Source organism: Streptomyces sp. NPDC098101 (genome assembly GCF_044760185.1).
Lineage (GTDB): Bacteria > Actinomycetota > Actinomycetes > Streptomycetales > Streptomycetaceae > Streptomyces.
On sequence record NZ_JBIWAS010000003.1, the window covers coordinates 1,237,628 to 1,255,429 of the forward strand.

A 17,802-nucleotide genomic window follows, 5' to 3' on the forward strand; every position below is an offset into this window, starting at 1 on the left:
GGCAGAGCCGGGCGTAGACGACGGTGTGGAGGATCAAGGCGTGCCGGCCCTCGTCGGCCGGCCGATGCACGGGGTCCGGGCCGGGACCCCGTCGCGGTGGGCGTCGAGCGCCTGGAGCATGTTGCGGGCGACGAGCGCGAGCTGCCGGGCGTGCGACCAGTTGCCGAGGGGGCCGTCGGCGGGGCCGTCCGCCTGGAGCTGGGCCCAGTCCCTGAGGGCGCCCGCGCCGCGTGCCGGGCGCGCCTTCGCGGGGATGGCCTCCAGGTCGGAGGCGAGGCTCGCGCAGTGGGTCAGGAGCTCGTCGGTGAGGGCCGCGAGTTCCTGGGCGTCCGGGGCGTGCCGTATGGCGAGGGCCTGGCGGATGAGGGTGTAGGCCGCCGGCACGGTGCCCTCTTTAAGAGCCGTGGCGGCCTGGCGGAGGAGGACTGCGCCGAGGGCCGCCTCGGCGGCCGTGCTTGGGGTGGTGCCTGGCTGGCCCGTGTGCTCGGGCATCGGTTGCTCCTGCCGTCCGTCGTACTTGTCGGTGGCGATGACGGTAGGGAGCGGCTGTGCGCACGCACCAGCAATGTGCACGAGTGTGCATAGATTCATTCGAGCTGCTGATCTGGCCTGTTTACACCCTTGATCGAGCCGCTCGACGGCGGCACTTTGGTGCACAACAGTGCACACCTTGCGAGGGAGGACGGCCATGTCCCTACAGTTCATCGGCGTGGACCCCGAGTCCGGGCAGACCGGCAGCCCGACGGCCTGGGTCGACGAGGAGGCCGGCGACGTCGTGCTCCAGAGCTACATCGCCGACGAGGCGACCCGTGCCGAGTGCGTGGAGAAGAACGCGCCCGGCCACGACAAGACGATCCCGGCCGGGGAGACGGTCATCCGGATCCCCGCCCACATGGTCCCGATCCTGAGGGAGGCCTGCGATGCCGCAGAACGAGCCGCGGTTCGATGAACTGCTCGCCGGCGCGCGGCGGTCGGCCGTCCACCTGGAGCTCCGGGACGTCTACGCGGTGCCGGACGAGGCCGACGACTACCGGCGCTGGCGCGAGACCGGCGAGCGCGACGTGGATCCGGCCTCCGCGTACTGGGCGCCCTGGGTCGAGACGGTGGGGGCCGCCACCGCTCGCGGGGTGGCCGTGCGGCGGGTCCGGATCGTGTCGGAGCCGGTGAGCGACTACATCCGGTACGAGCACGCCGGCACGGCGGTGAACGTGGCCGCGGGCGAGGAGGTGCGCTGGCTTCCCCGGGACCAGGCCGTCGGTCTCCTCCTGCCGGTCGAGGACGGCTGGCTCTTCGACGAGGAGCGGCTGCTCCTCAACCACTTCACCGGGAACGGCGAGTGGGCCGCCGTGCCGATGGAACTGCGTACGGAGCCCGACCTCGTGAGGTCGTACGCGGACGCCGTCGCCGCAGTGTGGGAGCGTGCTGTTCCGCACGCCGAGTACAAGATCCGATAGCTGGAGCTCATCATGTCCGTCTCCCCGTTGTCCTCGGCACAGGCCGCCCGCGAGGGCGTCGCACGCCGACTGCGCGAGCTGCGCCAGGACGCGGGGCTGACGATCAGCGAACTCGCCACCCGTTGCGGATGGAGCCACTCGAAGGTCTCCCGGATCCAGAACGCCAAGACGCCGCCGAGCGCCCCCGACATCGTCGCCTGGTGCCGGGCCTGCGCCGCCGACGGCCAGGCCGCCGATCTCGTCGCGCTCTCCCGCGACGCCGAGACCACGTACCAGGAGTGGCGCACGCGGGCCCGCACCGGACTCCGCCGGCTCCAGACCAGCTACACGAGCCTCTACCAGGCCACCAGGCTCTTCCGGATCTACTCGCCCACCCTCGTCCCCGGGATCCTCCAGACCGAGGGTTACATCCGTGCCCTGCTCTCCAGCAACGCGCGGCTGCTCGGCATCCCGGACGACTCCGCCGAGGCCGCTGCCGCCCGGGTCGAGCGGTCCCGGATCATCCACCAGGCCGGACGCCGCTTCGTCGTCGTCATCGAGGAGAGCGCCCTGCGGTACCGGCTCGGCAGCGGCGACGACATGGCCGCCCAGCTCGGCCACCTCCTCACCGCCGGCGCCCTTCCGGCCGTCTCCCTCGGCATCATCCCCATGAACACCCCCGGCCGGACGCTGTGGCCGCAGGAGGTGTTCCACTTGTACGACGACACCCTGGCCTCCGTCGAGCTGCTCTCCGCCGAGGTGAACATCACCCAGCCGTCGGAAGTCGCCTTGTACGAGACCGCGTTCGAGGAGCTGCGCGGCATGGCCGTGTACGGGGCCGCCGCCCGCGCCCTCGTCGTCGCCGCGATCGAGGCGCTGTCCGCAGCTCGGGAGCCCGACACGGACTGAGCCGCAACGGCAAGAACGCCCGGGAAGACCTGAGGCCGGTGGAATCGTTCCTGTACATCGGCGGCACGCCCCCGCATCCCCCGGCAGCAGCCGACGGTCTGAAATCCGCTGGTGGTGCCCGCGCGCCCGGTGGGAGTGTGCGGACATGCCGATACCGCACCCCGACGGCCGCTACGCCCTCACCACGATGTACTCCGTGCCCGACGACGCCTGATACCTGGAGCTGGACGAGGTGGACGGTCACCGGACGGTGGTCATGGCGGTCGTGCCCGACGAGGACCCGGCCAGGGAGCCGGTGGTCTGCTTCGATCCGAACGGTGGGCACCAGCACGTCCCGTACCCGGTCATGCGCTGGTTCATGGACCGGGTGGACGAGGAGGACCTGCCGGCCGTCTTGGAGGCCGCTTTCGGGCGGCGGCCCGACGGAACCACCATCCTGTAGAACGTACGAGTGAGTCAGAGCAGCAGCCCCCCGTCCCGCCCCCGTCGCCGCAACCAGGCCGCGCCGCCCCGCGAGGAGGTGCTCGCCGCTGCCATGGGGACCATCGCCGAGCGCGGGCTCGACGGGCTCACCATGGCCGGGCTCGGGCGGCAGGTCGGCATGAGCAGCGGGCACCTGCTGTACTACTTCCGGACCAAGGACGAGCTGCTGCTCCAGACCCTGGAGTGGAGCGAGGGGCGGCTCGGGGCCCGGCGCGGCGCCCTGCTCTCCCGGCCCGGGACCGTGCGCGAGCGGCTCGACGGATACGTGGACGTGTACGTGCCCGAGGGGCCGTGCGACCCGCACTGGACGCTCTGGCTGGAGGTCTGGAACCGCTCGCGGAACGCCGACGGCGACGCCCGCGCCCGGCAGGCCGCCATCGAGGGCGCCTGGCACCGGGACCTGGTCGCGATCCTGGCCGAAGGGGTCTCGCGCGGTGAGTTCCGGCCGGTCGACCCGGACCGGTTCGCCACCCGTATGCGCGCCCTGCTCGACGGCTTCGGCGTGCACGTCGCCGTCGGGCTCCCGGGCACGGGGAGGGAGCAAGTGCTCGACCACGTACGGGAGTTCGTCGAGCAGGAGCTGCTCGCGCGACCGTAACGCACGCAAGTACACAGGATCGTTGCCCCTCGCACCCTTGTTGGCCGGGCTGCCGCTCCGGCACGGTTCCTGCCCATGGGACGAGAGCAGTGGAAGAAGATCTGGGTCGGCTCCGCCGGCAACATGGTCGAGTGGTTCGACTGGTTCGTGTACGCGAGCTTCGCCACCTACTTCGCGGGGGCGTTCTTCCCCGAGGGCAACGACACCGCCAAACTCATGAACACCGCCGGCATCTTCGCCGTCGGCTTCTTCATGCGCCCGGTCGGCGGCTGGCTCCTCGGCCGCGTCGGCGACCGCAAGGGCCGCAAGGCGGCCCTCACCCTCACCGTCACCCTGATGTCGGCCTCCGCCGTCCTCATCGCCGTCGCCCCCACCTACGCCGTCGCCGGATACGGCGGCGCCGCCGTCCTCCTGGTCGCCCGCCTCCTCCAGGGCCTCTCCGTCGGCGGCGAGTACGCGGCCAGCGCCACCTACCTCACCGAGGCCTCCGCCCCCGAACACCGCGGCTTCGCCTCCAGCTTCCAGTACGTGTCGATGACCGCGGGCCAGGTCCTCGGCCTCGGCCTGCTCCTGGTCCTCCAGCAGACCCTCTCCGACGCGGCCCTGCACTCCTGGGGCTGGCGGATCCCCTTCGTCGTCGGCGCCCTCGGCGCGGCCGTCGTCTTCTACCTGCGCCGCACCATGCTGGAGACCGAGGTCTACGAGCGGACCGCGGGCGACGGCGTCGAGCAGGGCCGGCAGGGCACCCTCAAGGCCCTCTGGGCGCACCGCCGCGAGGCCTTCCTCGTCGTCGCGCTCACCATGGGCGGCACCGTGGCGTACTACACGTACACCACCTACCTCACCAAGTACCTGTCCAACTCCGCCGGGCTCCCCAAGCAGACCGCCACCCTGGTCTCCTTCTGCGCCCTGATCGTCTTCGCCTGCCTCCAGCCGCTCGCCGGACGGCTCTCCGACCGGATCGGACGCCGCCCCCTCCTCATCACCTTCGCCGTCGGCTCCACCCTGCTCACCGTGCCGATCATGGCGATGCTCAAGCACGCGGACTCCTTCTGGCCCGCCCTCGGCCTCTCCCTCCTCGCGCTCCTCGTCGTCACCGGCTACACCTCCATCAACGCCTGCGTGAAGGCCGAACTCTTCCCGACCGGCATCCGCGCCCTCGGCGTCGCCCTCCCGTACGCGATCGCCAACGCCCTCTTCGGCGGCACCGCCGAATACGTGGCCCTCTGGTTCAAGGACGCGGGCATCGAGTCGGGCTTCTCCTGGTACGTGGCCGGCTGCGCGGCCGTCTCCCTGGTCGTCTACCTGACGATGCGCGAGACCCGCGACATCGACCTCGGCCGGGTCGGCGCGGACCGCCCCGCCCCCGCGTCCGGACGGAAACCGGACGACGTGCCCGTATCGTGAGATCCCCGCCCCACCGCGCGGTCACCTGTGTCAGACTTCCGGCGTGCCTGCTACCACGATGATTATCGGCAGCGGCGCGCCGGTCCGCAGTGACCGCTGACGCGTGGAACGACCCCCACGCAGGCGGACACCGTGCCCCAGACCCGCGCGCAGACCTCTCGCACCCGCGAGGGGTTTTTTCGTTTTCCGGCCCCACCCACGCCGGAGACGGACGCGGCGCGAGAATGGGGGCAAGTGGAGCCAGACCTTCCGGAGCCACATCCGACAGGAGCCATGACAGTCATGACCACGGAGAACGCCGAGGCGTCACCCCTCGACGACAGTTTCCACGTCTTCGACACGACGCTGCGCGACGGGGCGCAGCGCGAGGGCATCAACCTCACCGTCGCGGACAAACTGACCATCGCCCGGCACCTCGACGAGTTCGGCGTGGGCTTCATCGAGGGCGGCTGGCCCGGCGCCAACCCCCGCGACACGGAGTTCTTCGCCCGCGCCCGCCAGGAGATCGCGTTCAAGAACGCCCAGCTCGTCGCCTTCGGCGCCACCCGCAGGGCCGGCGGCACCGCCGCCGAGGACCCGCAGGTCAAGGCGCTCCTCGACTCCGGCGCTCCGGTCGTCACCCTGGTCGCCAAGTCGCACGACCGGCACGTCGAGCTGGCCCTGCGCACCACCCTCGAAGAGAACCTGGAGATGGTCCGCGACACCGTCTCCCACCTGCGCGGGCAGGGCCGCCGCGTCTTCGTCGACTGCGAGCACTTCTTCGACGGCTACAAGGCCAATCCGGACTACGCCAAGGCCGTCGTCCGCGCCGCCCACGAGGCCGGCGCCGACGTCGTCGTCCTCTGCGACACCAACGGCGGGATGCTCCCCGCCCAGATCCAGGCCGTCGTCGCCACCGTCCTCGCGGACACCGGCGCCCGCCTCGGCATCCACGCCCAGGACGACACCGGCTGCGCCGTCGCCAACACCCTCGCCGCCGTCGACGCGGGCGCCACCCACGTCCAGTGCACCGCCAACGGCTACGGCGAGCGGGTCGGCAACGCCAACCTCTTCCCCGTCGTCGCGGCCCTGGAGCTCAAGTACGACAAGCGGGTGCTGCCCGAGGGCGCCCTCGCCGAGATGACCCGGACCTCGCACGCCATCGCCGAGGTCGTCAACCTCACCCCCTCCACCCACCAGCCGTACGTGGGCGTCTCCGCCTTCGCCCACAAGGCCGGACTGCACGCCTCCGCGATCAAGGTCGACCCCGACCTCTACCAGCACATCGACCCCGAGCGGGTCGGCAACACCATGCGGATGCTCGTCTCCGACATGGCCGGCCGCGCCTCCATCGAGCTCAAGGGCAAGGAGCTGGGCGTCGACCTGGGCGGCGACCGGGCACTGGTCTCCCGGGTCGTCGAGCGGGTCAAGGAGCGCGAGCTCAAGGGCTACACGTACGAGGCCGCCGACGCCTCCTTCGAACTGCTCCTGCGCGAGGAGGCCGAGGGCCGGGCCCGCCGCTACTTCCGTACGGAGTCCTGGCGGGCGATCGTCGAGGACCGCCCCGACGGCACCCACGCCAACGAGGCCACCGTGAAGCTCTGGGCCAAGGGCGAGCGGATCGTCGCCACCGCCGAGGGCAACGGCCCGGTCAACGCCCTCGACCGGGCGATCCGGGTCGGCCTGGAGCGGATCTACCCGCAGCTCGCCAAGTTCGAGCTGACCGACTACAAGGTCCGCATCCTGGAGGGCCGCCACGGCACCGAGTCCACCACCCGGGTCCTGGTCACCACCAGCGACGGCCACGGCGAGTGGTCCACGGTCGGCGTCGGCGAGAACGTCATCGCCGCCTCCTGGCAGGCCCTGGAGGACGCCTTCACCTACGGCCTGCTGCGGGCCGGGGTCGACCCCGCCGAATAGCCGCCTCTGTCCTTCTATGTCCTGTTCGGCGCCGTTCGGGTAGCGTCGACGTATGAGGACCAGGCCGCTCGCCCGCCCAGCGGCCCTCGGCGGGCTGATACTGCTGCTGCTCCTGGTCCTGGTGCCCGCCGCGGGCGCCAGGGCCACGGGCGTGTCCGACGCGGCCGCCGCCCTGAGACAGGGCCCGGTCTACGTCAACCCCGGCGCCGCCGACCAGCTCTCCGAGGCCGACGCGGACGCCCTCGCGCGGAAGATCGAGGACGCGGACAAGCCGCTCTTCGTGGCCGTGCTGCCCGCGAACGCGGAGTTCCCGCCGCAGGGGCTCATCGACAACCTGCGCGCCCAGACCGGCGCCACCGGCCTGTACGCCGTGCGGCTCGGCGACCGGTTCGACGCCGGGGTCGACCCCTCCGTGATGTCCCCGGCCGCCGTCCGCAACCTCGCCGCCTCCGTCCGTACGCAGGACCTGGACGCGGCCGCCGAGCTGAACGCCTTCGTGGACCAGGCCCTGCCCGCCCTGCGCGGCTCCGCCCCCTCCTCCTGGGGCTCCGCCGGATCCGACTCCGGGGTCCCGGTCGCCGGACTCGCCGTCCTCGGCGGCGTCGTCGTCGCGGCCGGCGCGGGCGGCTACGCGGTCGTCCGCCGCAACCGGCTCCGCAAGGAGGCCGAGGAACGGGCCGCCCTGGAGCGGCTCCGGGTCGTCGTCGACGAGGACATCACCGCCTTCGGCGAGGAGCTGGAGCGCCTCGACTTCCACCCCGCCGAGGCCGGCGCCGACGACGCCATGCGCGGCGACTACGAACACGCCCTCGACTCCTACGACCGGGCCAAGTCCCTCATGGGCTCCGCCGCCCGCCCGCACGACGTGCGCGGGGTGACCGAGGCCCTGGAGGACGGCCGCTTCTCCCTCGCCGTCCTGGCCGCCCGCCGCGAGCACCGGCCGCCGCCCGAGCGGCGCGCCCCCTGCTTCTTCGACCCGCGCCACGGCCCCTCCACCGAGGACCGCGTCTGGACCCCGGCCGGCGGCACCGCCCGCGAGGTCCCGGTCTGCGCCGCCGACGCGACCCGCCTGGACGACGGCCGCGACCCCCTCGCCCGTACGGTCGACACCGACTCCGGCCGCCGCCCCTACTGGGAGGCGGGACCCGCCTACGGCCCCTGGGCCGGCGGCTACTTCGGCGGCGGACTGCTCCCCGGCCTCCTCATGGGCACCGTCCTCGGTTCCGCGCTGTCCACCCCGGCCTACGCCTCCGAGTACGGCGGCGGCGACTTCCAGGGCGGCGACTTCTCCTCCGGCGACTTCGGGTCGGGCGGGTTCGACGGCGGGGGCGGCTTCGGCGGCGGGGACTTCGGCGGGGGCGGCGGCTTCGACGGCGGAGGCGGCTTCTAGGACGCGCCCCCCGGGCCCCGGATCAGCGGCGCCCGGCCCCGGATCAGCTGCGCCCGGGCCCGGACCACCTGCGCCCGGGCTCAGACCAGCGGCTTCACCGACATCAGCAGATGGCGGTGGACCGGGTCCGGGCCGTCGGTGAGCAGGGCCCGCTGGCCGGGGCCCAGGAGGTGGAAGTGGACCTCGGGGCTCTCCAGGGCGGTCAGGGCGTCCAGGAGGTAGCCGGGGTTGAAGGCGACCGCCACGGAGTCCGCCCCGGTGAGCGAGGCCGGAAGCCGCTGGGACGCCACGTCGTCCTCGTATCCCGCCCGCAGGTGCAGGCCCTCGGCGGAGAAGGCCAGCTGGACCGGGCTGTCGCCCTCCGCGACGACCGCGACCCGCTTCACGGCCTCGACCAGCGGGACCCGCCCGGTGACCGCTAGGGCGTGCTCGCCGAGGGCGAAGAGCTTGTCGTGGCGGGGGAGCCGGCCGTCGAGCAGCCGGGTGGTGGTGCGCATCCCGCCGCTCTCGAAGCCGAGCGAGCCGGAGTCGAGCGCGAGCCGGGCCGGGCCCGCGCCGGCCAGGGAGCGGGCGATCTCGGTGAGGCGCCGGGCCGGGACGACCACGTCGGCGTCCACCGCCTCCGCCCCGGGCTTCCACTCCAGGGTGCGGACGGCGTAGCGGTAGCGGTCGGTGGCGGCCAGCGTCATGACCGTCCCGTCCAGGGAGAGCCGTATCCCGGTGAGGACGGGCAGCGAGTCGTCCCGGCCCGCCGCCACCGCCACCTGGCCGACCGCCGCCGCGAAGGCCTCCCCGTCGACCAGGCCGAGCACCTCGGGGAGCGGCGGCGGGGCGGGATGGTCCTCGAGCGGCAGCAGGGAGAGGCCGAACCGGGCGTCGCCCGAGGTCACCGAGAGACGGGCGCCCTCCACGGCGAGCCCGGCACGGCCCCGGGGGAGGACCTTGCAGATGTCGAGCAGCCGCCGGCCCAGGACCAGCGCCCGGCCCGCCACGACCGTCTCGGCCTCGACCTCGACGCGCGCCGACGCCTCGTGGTCGAGCCCCGAGACGCGCAGCCCGTCCCCCGTCGCCTCCAGGAGCAGGCCCCCGAGGACGGGCATCGGGGAGCGGGTCGGCAGGACGCGCGCGGCCCAGGCCACGGCATCGGTCAACACGGCGCTGTCGATACGGAATTCCATGCCGCCGACGCTAACGGCGACCACTGACAACGGCCCCGACCTGCGGGTTCGGACCCGGCCCGCCCTTCGCCGACTCCGTTGTCAGTGGCGGCCGTTACGGTCGGGGGCGACGACCGGCACGACTCGCGAGCGCCGCCGCGGCGGCGGCGCGCGGGATGAGGAGAGACGATGAACGACGTCCGCGTCCACGGCACGGTGGAGCCCGGTTTCGAGTCGGTGAGGGAGGCGTTCGCGGGGGTCGCCGCGCACGAGGCGCGGGACGGCGGCGCGCAGCTCGCCGTCCACCACCGCGGCCGCCTCGTCGTCGACCTCTGGGGCGGTGACGGCGTCGACGGGGACTCCCTGCTCGCCCTCTACTCCTCCTCCAAGGGCGCCATGGCCCTGGTCACCGCCCTCCTCGTCCAGGACGGCGTCCTGGACCTCGACCGCACGGTCGCCTCCTGGTGGCCCGAGTTCGCCGCCGGGGGCAAGGGGGAGACCACCCTGCGCCAGCTGCTCTCGCACCGCGCCGGGGTGGTCGGCGCGGACGACGGCCTCTCGCTGGAGGAGCTGGCCGACGACCGCAGGACCGCCGCCCGCCTCGCGGTCCAGCGCCCCTTCTGGGAGCCGGGCACCGGCCACGGCTACCACGCCCTCGTCATCGGCGCCCTGGTCGGAGAGGTGGTCCTGCGGGCCACCGGCCGGACGATCCAGGAGCTGTTCGAGGAGCGGGTCCGTGCCCCGTACGCCCTGGACTACTACCTGGGGCTGCCCGAGGAGCTCGAACCCCGCTTCCGCCCGGCCCTGCCGCTGGTCCCCACCCCCGAGGAGAAGGCCTTCCTCGCCGCGAACCCGATCGCGCCCGACAGCGCGGCGGCCGTCGCCTTCAACCTCCGCGCCGACCCTCCGGTGGACATGGTCGACTACGGAAACTCCCGTGCCGTGCGGGCCCAGGCGCCGGTCTCCGGCGGCGGCGTCGGCTCCGCCCGCGGCCTGTCCCGGATGTACGCGGCGATCGCGGGCGAGCTGGACGGACGGCCGCCGCTGCTCGCCCCCGGCACCCTCGCCGAGTTCGCCCGGATCCACTCGCGGGGCACCGACCTCGTCACCGGCTCGCGGAACGCCTTCGGCCTCGGCTTCGTCCCGCTGGCCACCCGCTACCCCTCGCTGAGCCCGGGCGCCGTCGGCCACAGCGGCGCCCCCGGCTCCCAGGCCTTCGCCGACCCGGCCGCCGGGCTCGCCTACAGCTACGCCCGCCGCCGCTTCGCCCTCATGGGGGGTCCGGGCGCGCCGGAGAACGACCGTCTGGTCGCGGCGGTGACGGAGGCGGCGGCGAAGGCGGCCTGACGCCCGCCGGACCCGCCCCGGAAAAGCCGAAGCGGGAAACACCGAGCCGGAAACGCCGAGCGCCCGCCGTCCACCGTGTTCCGGGGGACGGGCGGGCGCGCTCGTGCGGCCTCGCGGCCGGGGGATCGGATCAGGCGGCGTTCTTGATCGCGGAGATGTCGAAGGTCAGCTTGACCTTGTCGCTGACCATGACGCCCCCGGTCTCCAGTGCAGCGTTCCAGGTCAGGCCCCACTCGGAGCGCAGGATCTCGGCGGAGCCCTCGAAGCCGACGCGCTCGTTGCCGTAGACGTCCGTCGCGGCGCCGTTGAACTCCAGGTCGATGGAGAGCGGCCGGGTGACGTCCTTGATGGTCAGGTCGCCGGTGATCCGGTACGCGTCGCCGCCCAGCTGTTCGGCCCGCGTGGAGCGGAAGGACATCAGCGGGAACCGCTCGGCGTCGAAGAAGTCGCCGCCGCGCAGGTGGCCGTCGCGGTCGGCGATGCCGGTGTCGACGGAGGCGATCTTCACGTCGATCGAGGCGGTGGAGGCGGCCGGGTCCGTCCCGTCCAGCTTCAGCGCGCCCTCGTGCTCGGCGAAGGTGCCGCGCACGTTGGTGACCATGGCGTGGCGGACGGTGAAGCCGATGCTGCTGTGGGCGGGGTCGATGCTGTAATCGCCGGTCAGGGCGGCCAGGGCCGGGTCCACCGGGAGGGTGGCGACGGCGGTGGCGGACTCGGTGTTCTTGCGGCCGAAGAGACCCATGACTGCTCCTTGCTCGGGATTGGTTGAACCTTCAACGAGAACGACTGTAACTCCCTTACGTTCAACATTCAACATCTGTGGAGGGTGTTCATCCGGAAGGCCCGAAAAGCCCCCGGGAGGGGCGCGGGAAAGGCCCGGGAAAGAGCCGAGGCCCTCTTCCGGACGCGCGTAGAACTGCGGCACCATCTCCCCTGCGACACCCGGCGCACCGGCGTCACCGAAGCCGTGCGCGCCCCCCCCGCACCACCTGCACTGCCGTCCCCACCCCCTCACGGTCACCAGCAGGAGGAACCCCCGATGAAGCTCCGCTCCGTCCTGACCGCCCTCACGCTCGTCCTCGGCGCGCTCTTCGCGCCCGGCGTCGGCGTCCTCGCCTCCGCCGGCGAGGCCCACGCGGTCACCAAGATCAGCCACTCCGCCGCGACCTCGCGGTTCCAGTCGTCCGGGATCACCTGGTCCTCGTCCGGCGGCTGCTCCAACCGCAACGTTCCGACCTGCACCTCCTTCGACCAGCTGAACCTCGCCACCGCCCAGGGCGCCCAGACCCTCAAGAGCGCCAGCGGCTGCGCCCTCAACATCACCGGCGGCACCGAGACCGGGCACGCGAGCGGCACGTACTCCCACTGGAACGGCTACAAGCTCGACTTCGGCAAGGCCACCTGCCTCACCAACTACGTCAAGAACACCTTCACCTACATCGGCGTGCGCGGTGACGGAGCCCCGCAGTGGAAGTCCGGCGCGGGCAACGTCTACGCCGACGAGGGCAACCACTGGGACGTGACCTTCTACAACTGCGGCGGCTGCTGACCCCGGGGAGGGAAAGCCGGAAGGAAAGCAGGAAGGAAGCCAACGAACCCCCTTCGGAGCCCACTTGGACTAACCGAAGGGGGTTCTTGGACTGGAGGCGCCCGCACGGCGCGATCTCGTTGACGGTGCCGCCGGGCCGGGGCCAACTAGTGCGCATGTCCCTCCCACACACCCCTCGCTCGCCAAGAGGCCGCAGGTTCCGTGCGGCCTGCGCCCTCGCCGCCGCCTCCTCCGCCGTGTTCGCCCTGGCCGGACCCGCCGACGCCCGGAGCCCGCTCACCGGGACCGCCGCCGACGCCGCCCCGGGCGCCCCGGGCGTCACCGCGGACGCCGTCATCGCCTCCCGCCAGCTCTCCGTCGCCGTCGCCCAGGACTTCCCCCGCGTCCTCTCGTACACCGACCGTGCGAGCGGCGACCGCCTCCTCGGCAGTACGGCCCCGGTCACCCAGGTGGTGCTCAACGGCACCGCCCGCGCCGTCCGGGCCAAGGCCGCCCCCGTCCTGAAGCCGGCCTCCGCCGCGTACACCCTGGTCTTCCCCGACCTGCCCGGCGTCGAGATCGACGCCCGGCTCGACGTCGAGGGCCGGGCCACCACCTTCCGGATCACCGCCGTCCGCGACACCGAGGCCTTCCGGGTCGGGACGATCGACATACCCGGCCACGACCTGGTCTCCGTGGGCTCCTCCGACACCGGCGGCGCCGCGACCGCCTTCACCCGCCTCGACCCGGACTCCACCCGCACCGCCGACGTCTTCGCGCGGATCACCGACGCCACCCCGGCCGAGGCGAGTCCCGTCGGCGCCGCCTACGCGATCGTCCACACCGGCCGCCTCGCCGCCGCCGTCGAGTCCAACTCCAGCTACGACAAGCCCACCGGCGCCTCCGCCCGCGACGGCTCCCGCTTCTGGCACCAGGCCCGCAAGAACGGCGCCGAGACCCGCGTCGGCGTCTGGTCCGGCCAGTGGACCCACCGCGGCGAGGGCGCCCCGAAGCCCGAGACCGGCGACGCCCTGCCCTGGGCCAAGGTCGTCGTCACCCCCGACGCCAACGCCGACGGCACCGTCGACTGGCAGGACGGCGCCGTCGCCTTCCGCACGATCGGGATCAAGGCCCCGGGCAGCGAGCAGACCCCCGGCCGGGTCGTCGCCCACATCCCTTTCAACTTCGCCTCCCAGGCCACCCACCCCTTCCTGCGCACCCTCGACGACGTCAAGCGGATCTCGCTCGCCACCGACGGACTCGGCCAGTTCGCCCTGCTCAAGGGGTACGGCTCCGAGGGCCACGACTCCGCCCACCCCGACTACGGCGGCAACCACAACAAGCGCGCCGGCGGCCTCGCCGACCTCAACACCCTCCTCAGGGAGGGCAAGAAGTGGAACGCCGGCTTCGGCGTCCACGTGAACGCCACCGAGTCGTACCCCGAGGCGAAGAACTTCAGCGAGACCCTCGTCGACAAGACGAAGCCCGGCTGGAACTGGCTCAACCAGAGCTACTACATCGACCAGCGCCGGGACATCAACAGCGGCGACCTCGCCCGCCGCTTCCAGCAGCTCCGCGACGAGACCGACCCCAACCTCTCCGCGCTCTACATCGACGTCTACTACACGCACGGCTGGATCGCCGACAAGACGATGCAGGCCGTCCAGGCACAGGGCTGGAACGTCGCCACCGAGTGGGCCGACAAGTTCGAGCGCGCCTCCCTCTGGTCCCACTGGGCCAACGACCTCGACTACGGCGGCGCCACCAACAAGGGCCTCAACTCGCAGATCATCCGCTTCATCCGCAACGGCGAGAAGGACGTCTGGAACGACCACCCGGTCCTCGGCCAGACCGCCCTCGTCGACTTCGAGGGCTGGACCGGCGAGACCGACTGGAACGCCTTCACCGCCAACGTCTGGCAGCGCAACCTCCCCGCCAAGTACCTCCAGCAGCAGAGGATCACCCGCTGGAACGGCGACGACATCACCTTCACCGGCGGCGTCCGCGGCACCGTCGAGGACGGCCGCCGCACCTTCTACGAGAACGGCCGCAAGGTCCTCGACGGCGAGAGGTACCTGCTCCCCTGGGACGGCGGCAAGAAGCTCTACCACTACAACAAGGCCGGCGGCACGACCAGTTGGCAGGTCCCGGCCGGAGCCCGCTCGTACACCGTGTACGAGCTCACCGACAACGGGCGCGCGAAGACCGCCACCGTACGGCCCGCGAACGGGAGGATCACCCTGACGGCCACCGCCGGACGGGCCTACGTCCTCTACCCCGACAAGGCCCCCGCCCAGGCCGACCCCCAGTGGGGCCGGGGCACCCCGGTGAAGGACCCCGGCTTCAACGACGCGGGGCTCACCGCCTGGACGAAGACCGGCACCGTCGCCCGCGACACCGACGAGCAGGGCCGCAACAGCGCGAAGCTCACCGGAACCGCCGCCGCCTCGGTGAGCCAGCGGATCACCGGCCTCACCCCCGGCAAGCGGTACACCGCCTCCGCCCTCGTCGAGGTCGAACCCGGCAAGACCCGCCCCACCACCCTCTCCGTCGGCGGCGCGTCCGTCACCGTCGAGCGCTCCCCGCTCCAGAACCGGATCGCCGCCTCCGACTGGAACGACACCCGCCTCCAGCGCGCCAAGGTCACCTTCACCGCCCCCTCGGGCGGCACCACCCTGACCGTCCGGACGGCCGGCGGCGAGGCGGCCGTCCGCGTGGACGACGTCCGGATCGTCGCCAACGATCCCGCCACCAGGACGGGAACCACGGCGTACGAGGACTTCGAGGCCGTCGACCAGGGCTGGGGCCCCTTCCTCAAGGGCGACTCCGGCGGCACCAACGACCCGCGCACCCACATCGCCCAGCTCCACGCCCCCTACACTCAGGCCGGCTGGAACGGAAAGCTCGTCGACGACGTCATCGGCGGCGCCGAGTCCCTCAAGTCGCACGACGAGAACACCGGCCTCGTCTACCGGACCGCGCCCTGGACCGTCCCCATGAAGGACGGCCGCCGGTACCGCGTGGAGTACGACTACCAGTCCAGCCACGCGGGCGCGTACGAGTGGGTCACCGGCTACGACCGCACGAGCGGCACCGGAGCGGCCGTCGAGACCCGGCGCACCCCGATCGGGCAGCAGCGGACCACCGGACACTTCACCGAGACCGTCACGGCGGGCTGCGGCGACACCTGGACCGGGCTCCGCAAGCGCGCCGACGCCCCCGACGGCGCCGACTTCGTCCTCGACGGCTTCACCGTGACCGACCTCGGCCCCGCCCCCGAGCGCGCCGCCTGCGGCACCCTTGCCGTCGCCGCGCCCGAGACCCTGGAGCCCGGCCGCCCGAACCGGGTCACCGTCACCTTCGGCAACGACGAGACCGCAGGGGCCACCGGCGCGCGGGCCGCCCTCGCCCTGCCGGATGGCTGGACCGCCGCACCGGCCGAGCCCGTCGACCTCGGCACGGTCGCGCCCGGCGGAAAGGCCACCGCCACCTGGCAGGTCACCCCGCCGGTGGACGCGGCCTACCGGTCGTACCCGCTGAACGCCTCCCTCACGTACACCGTCGCCGGGGGCGAGCGGAGGCTGACCGCCGCCACCACCGTCCGCACCCTGCCCCCGCCGCCCACCGCCGACACCTGGGCGAGCGACCACGACTGGACCTCGGCGACCAGCGGCTGGGGACCCGTCGAGCGCGACCTCTCCAACGGCGGGACCGGCGCCGGGGACGGCTCCCCGCTGAAGATCGGGGGAGTCGCGTACGCCAAGGGCCTGGGCACCCACGCCCCCGCCGCCATCCGCTACTACCTCGGGGGCCGCTGCACCTCCTTCACCGCCGAGGTCGGCGTGGACGACAGCCAGGTCGGCCGGGGCAGCGTCCGGTTCACCGTCCTCGCGGACGGTACGGAGAAGGTGAAGACCCCCGTCCTCACGTCCACGGACTCCGCCCGGTCGCTCACTGCCGACGTCACCGGGGCGGCCTACGTCGACCTGGTCGTCGACGACGGCGGCGACGGCAACGGCAACGACCACGCGGACTGGGGGAACGCCCGCTTCCACTGCGGCGACTGACCCCCACGGCGCCTTCCTGAAGGGGAAGGCGTTGTAGGGAAGTGAAGAACGCGGGCGGCACCCCTGTACGGTGGGTGCCGCCCGCGGACGCGACCCCCTCACCGAGGTCTATGTCGGAACCCTACAAGCACAGGGGGTGTCCGGCTGTTGACTCGGGACGTACGGGACACAGTTCTGTCCGTCCCCGCCAGGAATCGACACGCGAGACTGTACGGAGTCGACGGCAAGGTTTTCTTGTTCGACTTCGTAGGGTCGGTACATGACCGTTGTGGACCAGATCCCGAGCGAGCCCGCCGATGCCCGTGGCCGGGTGGCCGAGCTGCACGTCCTGCGTGAGCGGGCCCTGGCGGGCCCGAGTGAGCGCGCGACCGAGGCGCAGCACGCCAAGGGCAAGCTGACCGCCCGCGAGCGCATCGAGCTGCTCCTCGACCCTGGTTCGTTCAGTGAGGTGGAGCAGTTGCGCCGGCACCGGGCGCAGGGCTTCGGCCTGGAGGCGAAGAAGCCCTACACCGATGGCGTCATCACCGGGTGGGGCACCGTCGAGGGCCGTACGGTCTTCGTCTACGCGCACGACTTCCGGATCTTCGGCGGCGCCCTCGGTGAGGCGCACGCGACGAAGATCCACAAGATCATGGACATGGCCATCGCGGCCGGCGCCCCCCTGGTCTCCCTCAACGACGGCGCCGGGGCCCGTATCCAGGAGGGTGTTTCCGCCCTCGCCGGGTACGGCGGGATCTTCCAGCGCAACACCCGCGCGAGCGGTGTCATCCCGCAGATCAGCGTCATGCTCGGCCCCTGCGCCGGTGGCGCCGCCTACAGCCCCGCCCTGACGGACTTCGTGTTCATGGTGCGTGAGACCTCGCAGATGTTCATCACCGGCCCCGACGTGGTCAAGGCGGTCACCGGCGAGGAGATCACCCAGAACGGCCTGGGGGGTGCGGACGTGCACGCCGGGACCTCGGGTGTGGCGCATTTCGCGTACGACGACGAGGAGACCTGCATCGCCGAGGTCCGCTACCTCCTGGCGATGCTCCCGCAGAACAACCGGGAGAACCCCCCGGCCGTCCCGTGCGAGGACCCGGCCGACCGCCGCTCCGAGGTGCTGCTGGACCTGGTTCCGGCGGACGGCAACCGGCCGTACGACATGCACAAGGTGATCGAGGAGCTCGTCGACGACGGCGACTACCTGGAGGTCCACGAGCGCTGGGCCCGCAACATCATCTGCGCCCTGGCCCGCCTGGACGGCCAGGTCGTCGGGATCGTGGCGAACCAGCCGCAGACGCTGGCCGGGGTCCTGGACATCGAAGCCTCCGAGAAGGCGGCGCGGTTCGTGCAGATGTGCGACGCCTTCAACATCCCGATCGTCACCCTTCTGGACGTGCCCGGCTTCCTTCCCGGGGTCGACCAGGAGCACGGTGGAATCATCCGGCACGGCGCGAAGCTGCTCTACGCCTACTGCAACGCCACCGTGCCCCGGATCAGCCTGATCCTGCGCAAGGCCTACGGCGGCGCCTACATCGTCATGGACTCCCAGTCCATCGGCGCCGACCTGACGTACGCCTGGCCGACCAACGAGATCGCCGT

General features: G+C 72.5%; 15 protein-coding genes. 12 read left to right on the forward strand and 3 right to left on the reverse strand.

Going from position 1 to position 17,802, the window contains the following annotated elements:
• Positions 1–33: 33 nt before the first annotated feature.
• Positions 34–492, reverse strand: coding sequence for a DUF6415 family natural product biosynthesis protein (locus tag ACIQVI_RS18640; protein ID WP_403596773.1), 459 nt, complete (start codon positions 490–492; stop codon positions 34–36).
• 196 nt (positions 493–688) lie between these two features.
• On the opposite strand from ACIQVI_RS18640, the gene ACIQVI_RS18645 reads away from it, so the two are divergent.
• The 8 genes from ACIQVI_RS18645 (at position 689) to ACIQVI_RS18680 (ending at position 8,119) form a co-directional block, all read left to right on the forward strand.
• Positions 689–949, forward strand: coding sequence for a hypothetical protein (locus ACIQVI_RS18645; RefSeq protein ID WP_403596776.1), 261 nt, complete (start codon positions 689–691; stop codon positions 947–949).
• The gene (locus tag ACIQVI_RS18650) at positions 921–1,454 is read left to right on the forward strand and encodes a DUF6879 family protein (RefSeq protein WP_403596779.1); all 534 of its coding nucleotides are present in this window, start codon (positions 921–923) and stop codon (positions 1,452–1,454) included. Before ACIQVI_RS18645 ends, ACIQVI_RS18650 begins: the two co-directional genes overlap by 29 nt.
• Positions 1,455–1,466: 12 nt before the next feature.
• Positions 1,467–2,342, forward strand: a complete 876-nt coding sequence (locus ACIQVI_RS18655; RefSeq protein WP_403596782.1) for a helix-turn-helix domain-containing protein — start codon at positions 1,467–1,469, stop codon at positions 2,340–2,342.
• A 232-nt stretch (positions 2,343–2,574) separates the two neighbouring features.
• Positions 2,575–2,784 carry a hypothetical protein gene (locus ACIQVI_RS18660; RefSeq protein WP_403596786.1) on the forward strand — a complete coding sequence of 70 codons (210 nt, stop codon included), beginning with the start codon at positions 2,575–2,577 and terminating at the stop codon, positions 2,782–2,784.
• Between the two features lie 93 nt (positions 2,785–2,877).
• Entirely contained in the window at positions 2,878–3,423 is a 546-nt protein-coding gene (locus tag ACIQVI_RS18665; protein ID WP_403596927.1) for a TetR/AcrR family transcriptional regulator, read from the forward strand.
• 75 nt (positions 3,424–3,498) lie between these two features.
• On the forward strand, positions 3,499–4,830 hold the full coding sequence (locus ACIQVI_RS18670) for an MFS transporter (RefSeq protein WP_403596789.1): 1,332 nt from the start codon (positions 3,499–3,501) through the stop codon (positions 4,828–4,830).
• A gap of 282 nt (positions 4,831–5,112) precedes the next feature.
• Complete coding sequence (cimA, locus tag ACIQVI_RS18675; protein ID WP_403596792.1) at positions 5,113–6,729, forward strand: citramalate synthase; 1,617 nt, start codon at positions 5,113–5,115, stop codon at positions 6,727–6,729.
• Positions 6,730–6,781: 52 nt separating this feature from the next.
• Positions 6,782–8,119, forward strand: a complete 1,338-nt coding sequence (locus ACIQVI_RS18680; RefSeq protein ID WP_403596795.1) for a hypothetical protein — start codon at positions 6,782–6,784, stop codon at positions 8,117–8,119.
• Positions 8,120–8,199: 80 nt separating this feature from the next.
• Here the strand turns inward: ACIQVI_RS18680 and dnaN are convergent, their stop codons facing one another.
• The gene (dnaN, locus tag ACIQVI_RS18685) at positions 8,200–9,297 is read right to left on the reverse strand and encodes a DNA polymerase III subunit beta (protein ID WP_403596798.1); all 1,098 of its coding nucleotides are present in this window, start codon (positions 9,295–9,297) and stop codon (positions 8,200–8,202) included.
• Positions 9,298–9,465: 168 nt separating this feature from the next.
• Between dnaN and ACIQVI_RS18690 the strand changes: the two genes are divergently transcribed.
• On the forward strand, positions 9,466–10,623 hold the full coding sequence (locus ACIQVI_RS18690) for a serine hydrolase domain-containing protein (RefSeq protein WP_403596801.1): 1,158 nt from the start codon (positions 9,466–9,468) through the stop codon (positions 10,621–10,623).
• Between the two features lie 130 nt (positions 10,624–10,753).
• Here the strand turns inward: ACIQVI_RS18690 and ACIQVI_RS18695 are convergent, their stop codons facing one another.
• Positions 10,754–11,365 (reverse strand): YceI family protein, encoded by a 612-nt coding sequence (locus tag ACIQVI_RS18695; protein ID WP_403596804.1) that lies wholly within the window; start codon positions 11,363–11,365, stop codon positions 10,754–10,756.
• 297 nt (positions 11,366–11,662) lie between these two features.
• On the opposite strand from ACIQVI_RS18695, the gene ACIQVI_RS18700 reads away from it, so the two are divergent.
• The 3 genes from ACIQVI_RS18700 to ACIQVI_RS18710 form a co-directional block, all read left to right on the forward strand.
• Positions 11,663–12,172 carry a hypothetical protein gene (locus ACIQVI_RS18700; protein ID WP_403596807.1) on the forward strand — a complete coding sequence of 170 codons (510 nt, stop codon included), beginning with the start codon at positions 11,663–11,665 and terminating at the stop codon, positions 12,170–12,172.
• 155 nt (positions 12,173–12,327) lie between these two features.
• Positions 12,328–16,218: an endo-alpha-N-acetylgalactosaminidase family protein gene (locus tag ACIQVI_RS18705; protein ID WP_403596810.1), complete on the forward strand. Its 3,891-nt coding sequence runs from the start codon at positions 12,328–12,330 to the stop codon at positions 16,216–16,218.
• A 259-nt stretch (positions 16,219–16,477) separates the two neighbouring features.
• Positions 16,478–17,802: acyl-CoA carboxylase subunit beta (locus ACIQVI_RS18710; protein WP_403596813.1), on the forward strand; the 1,325-nt coding region annotated here is incomplete at its 3' end.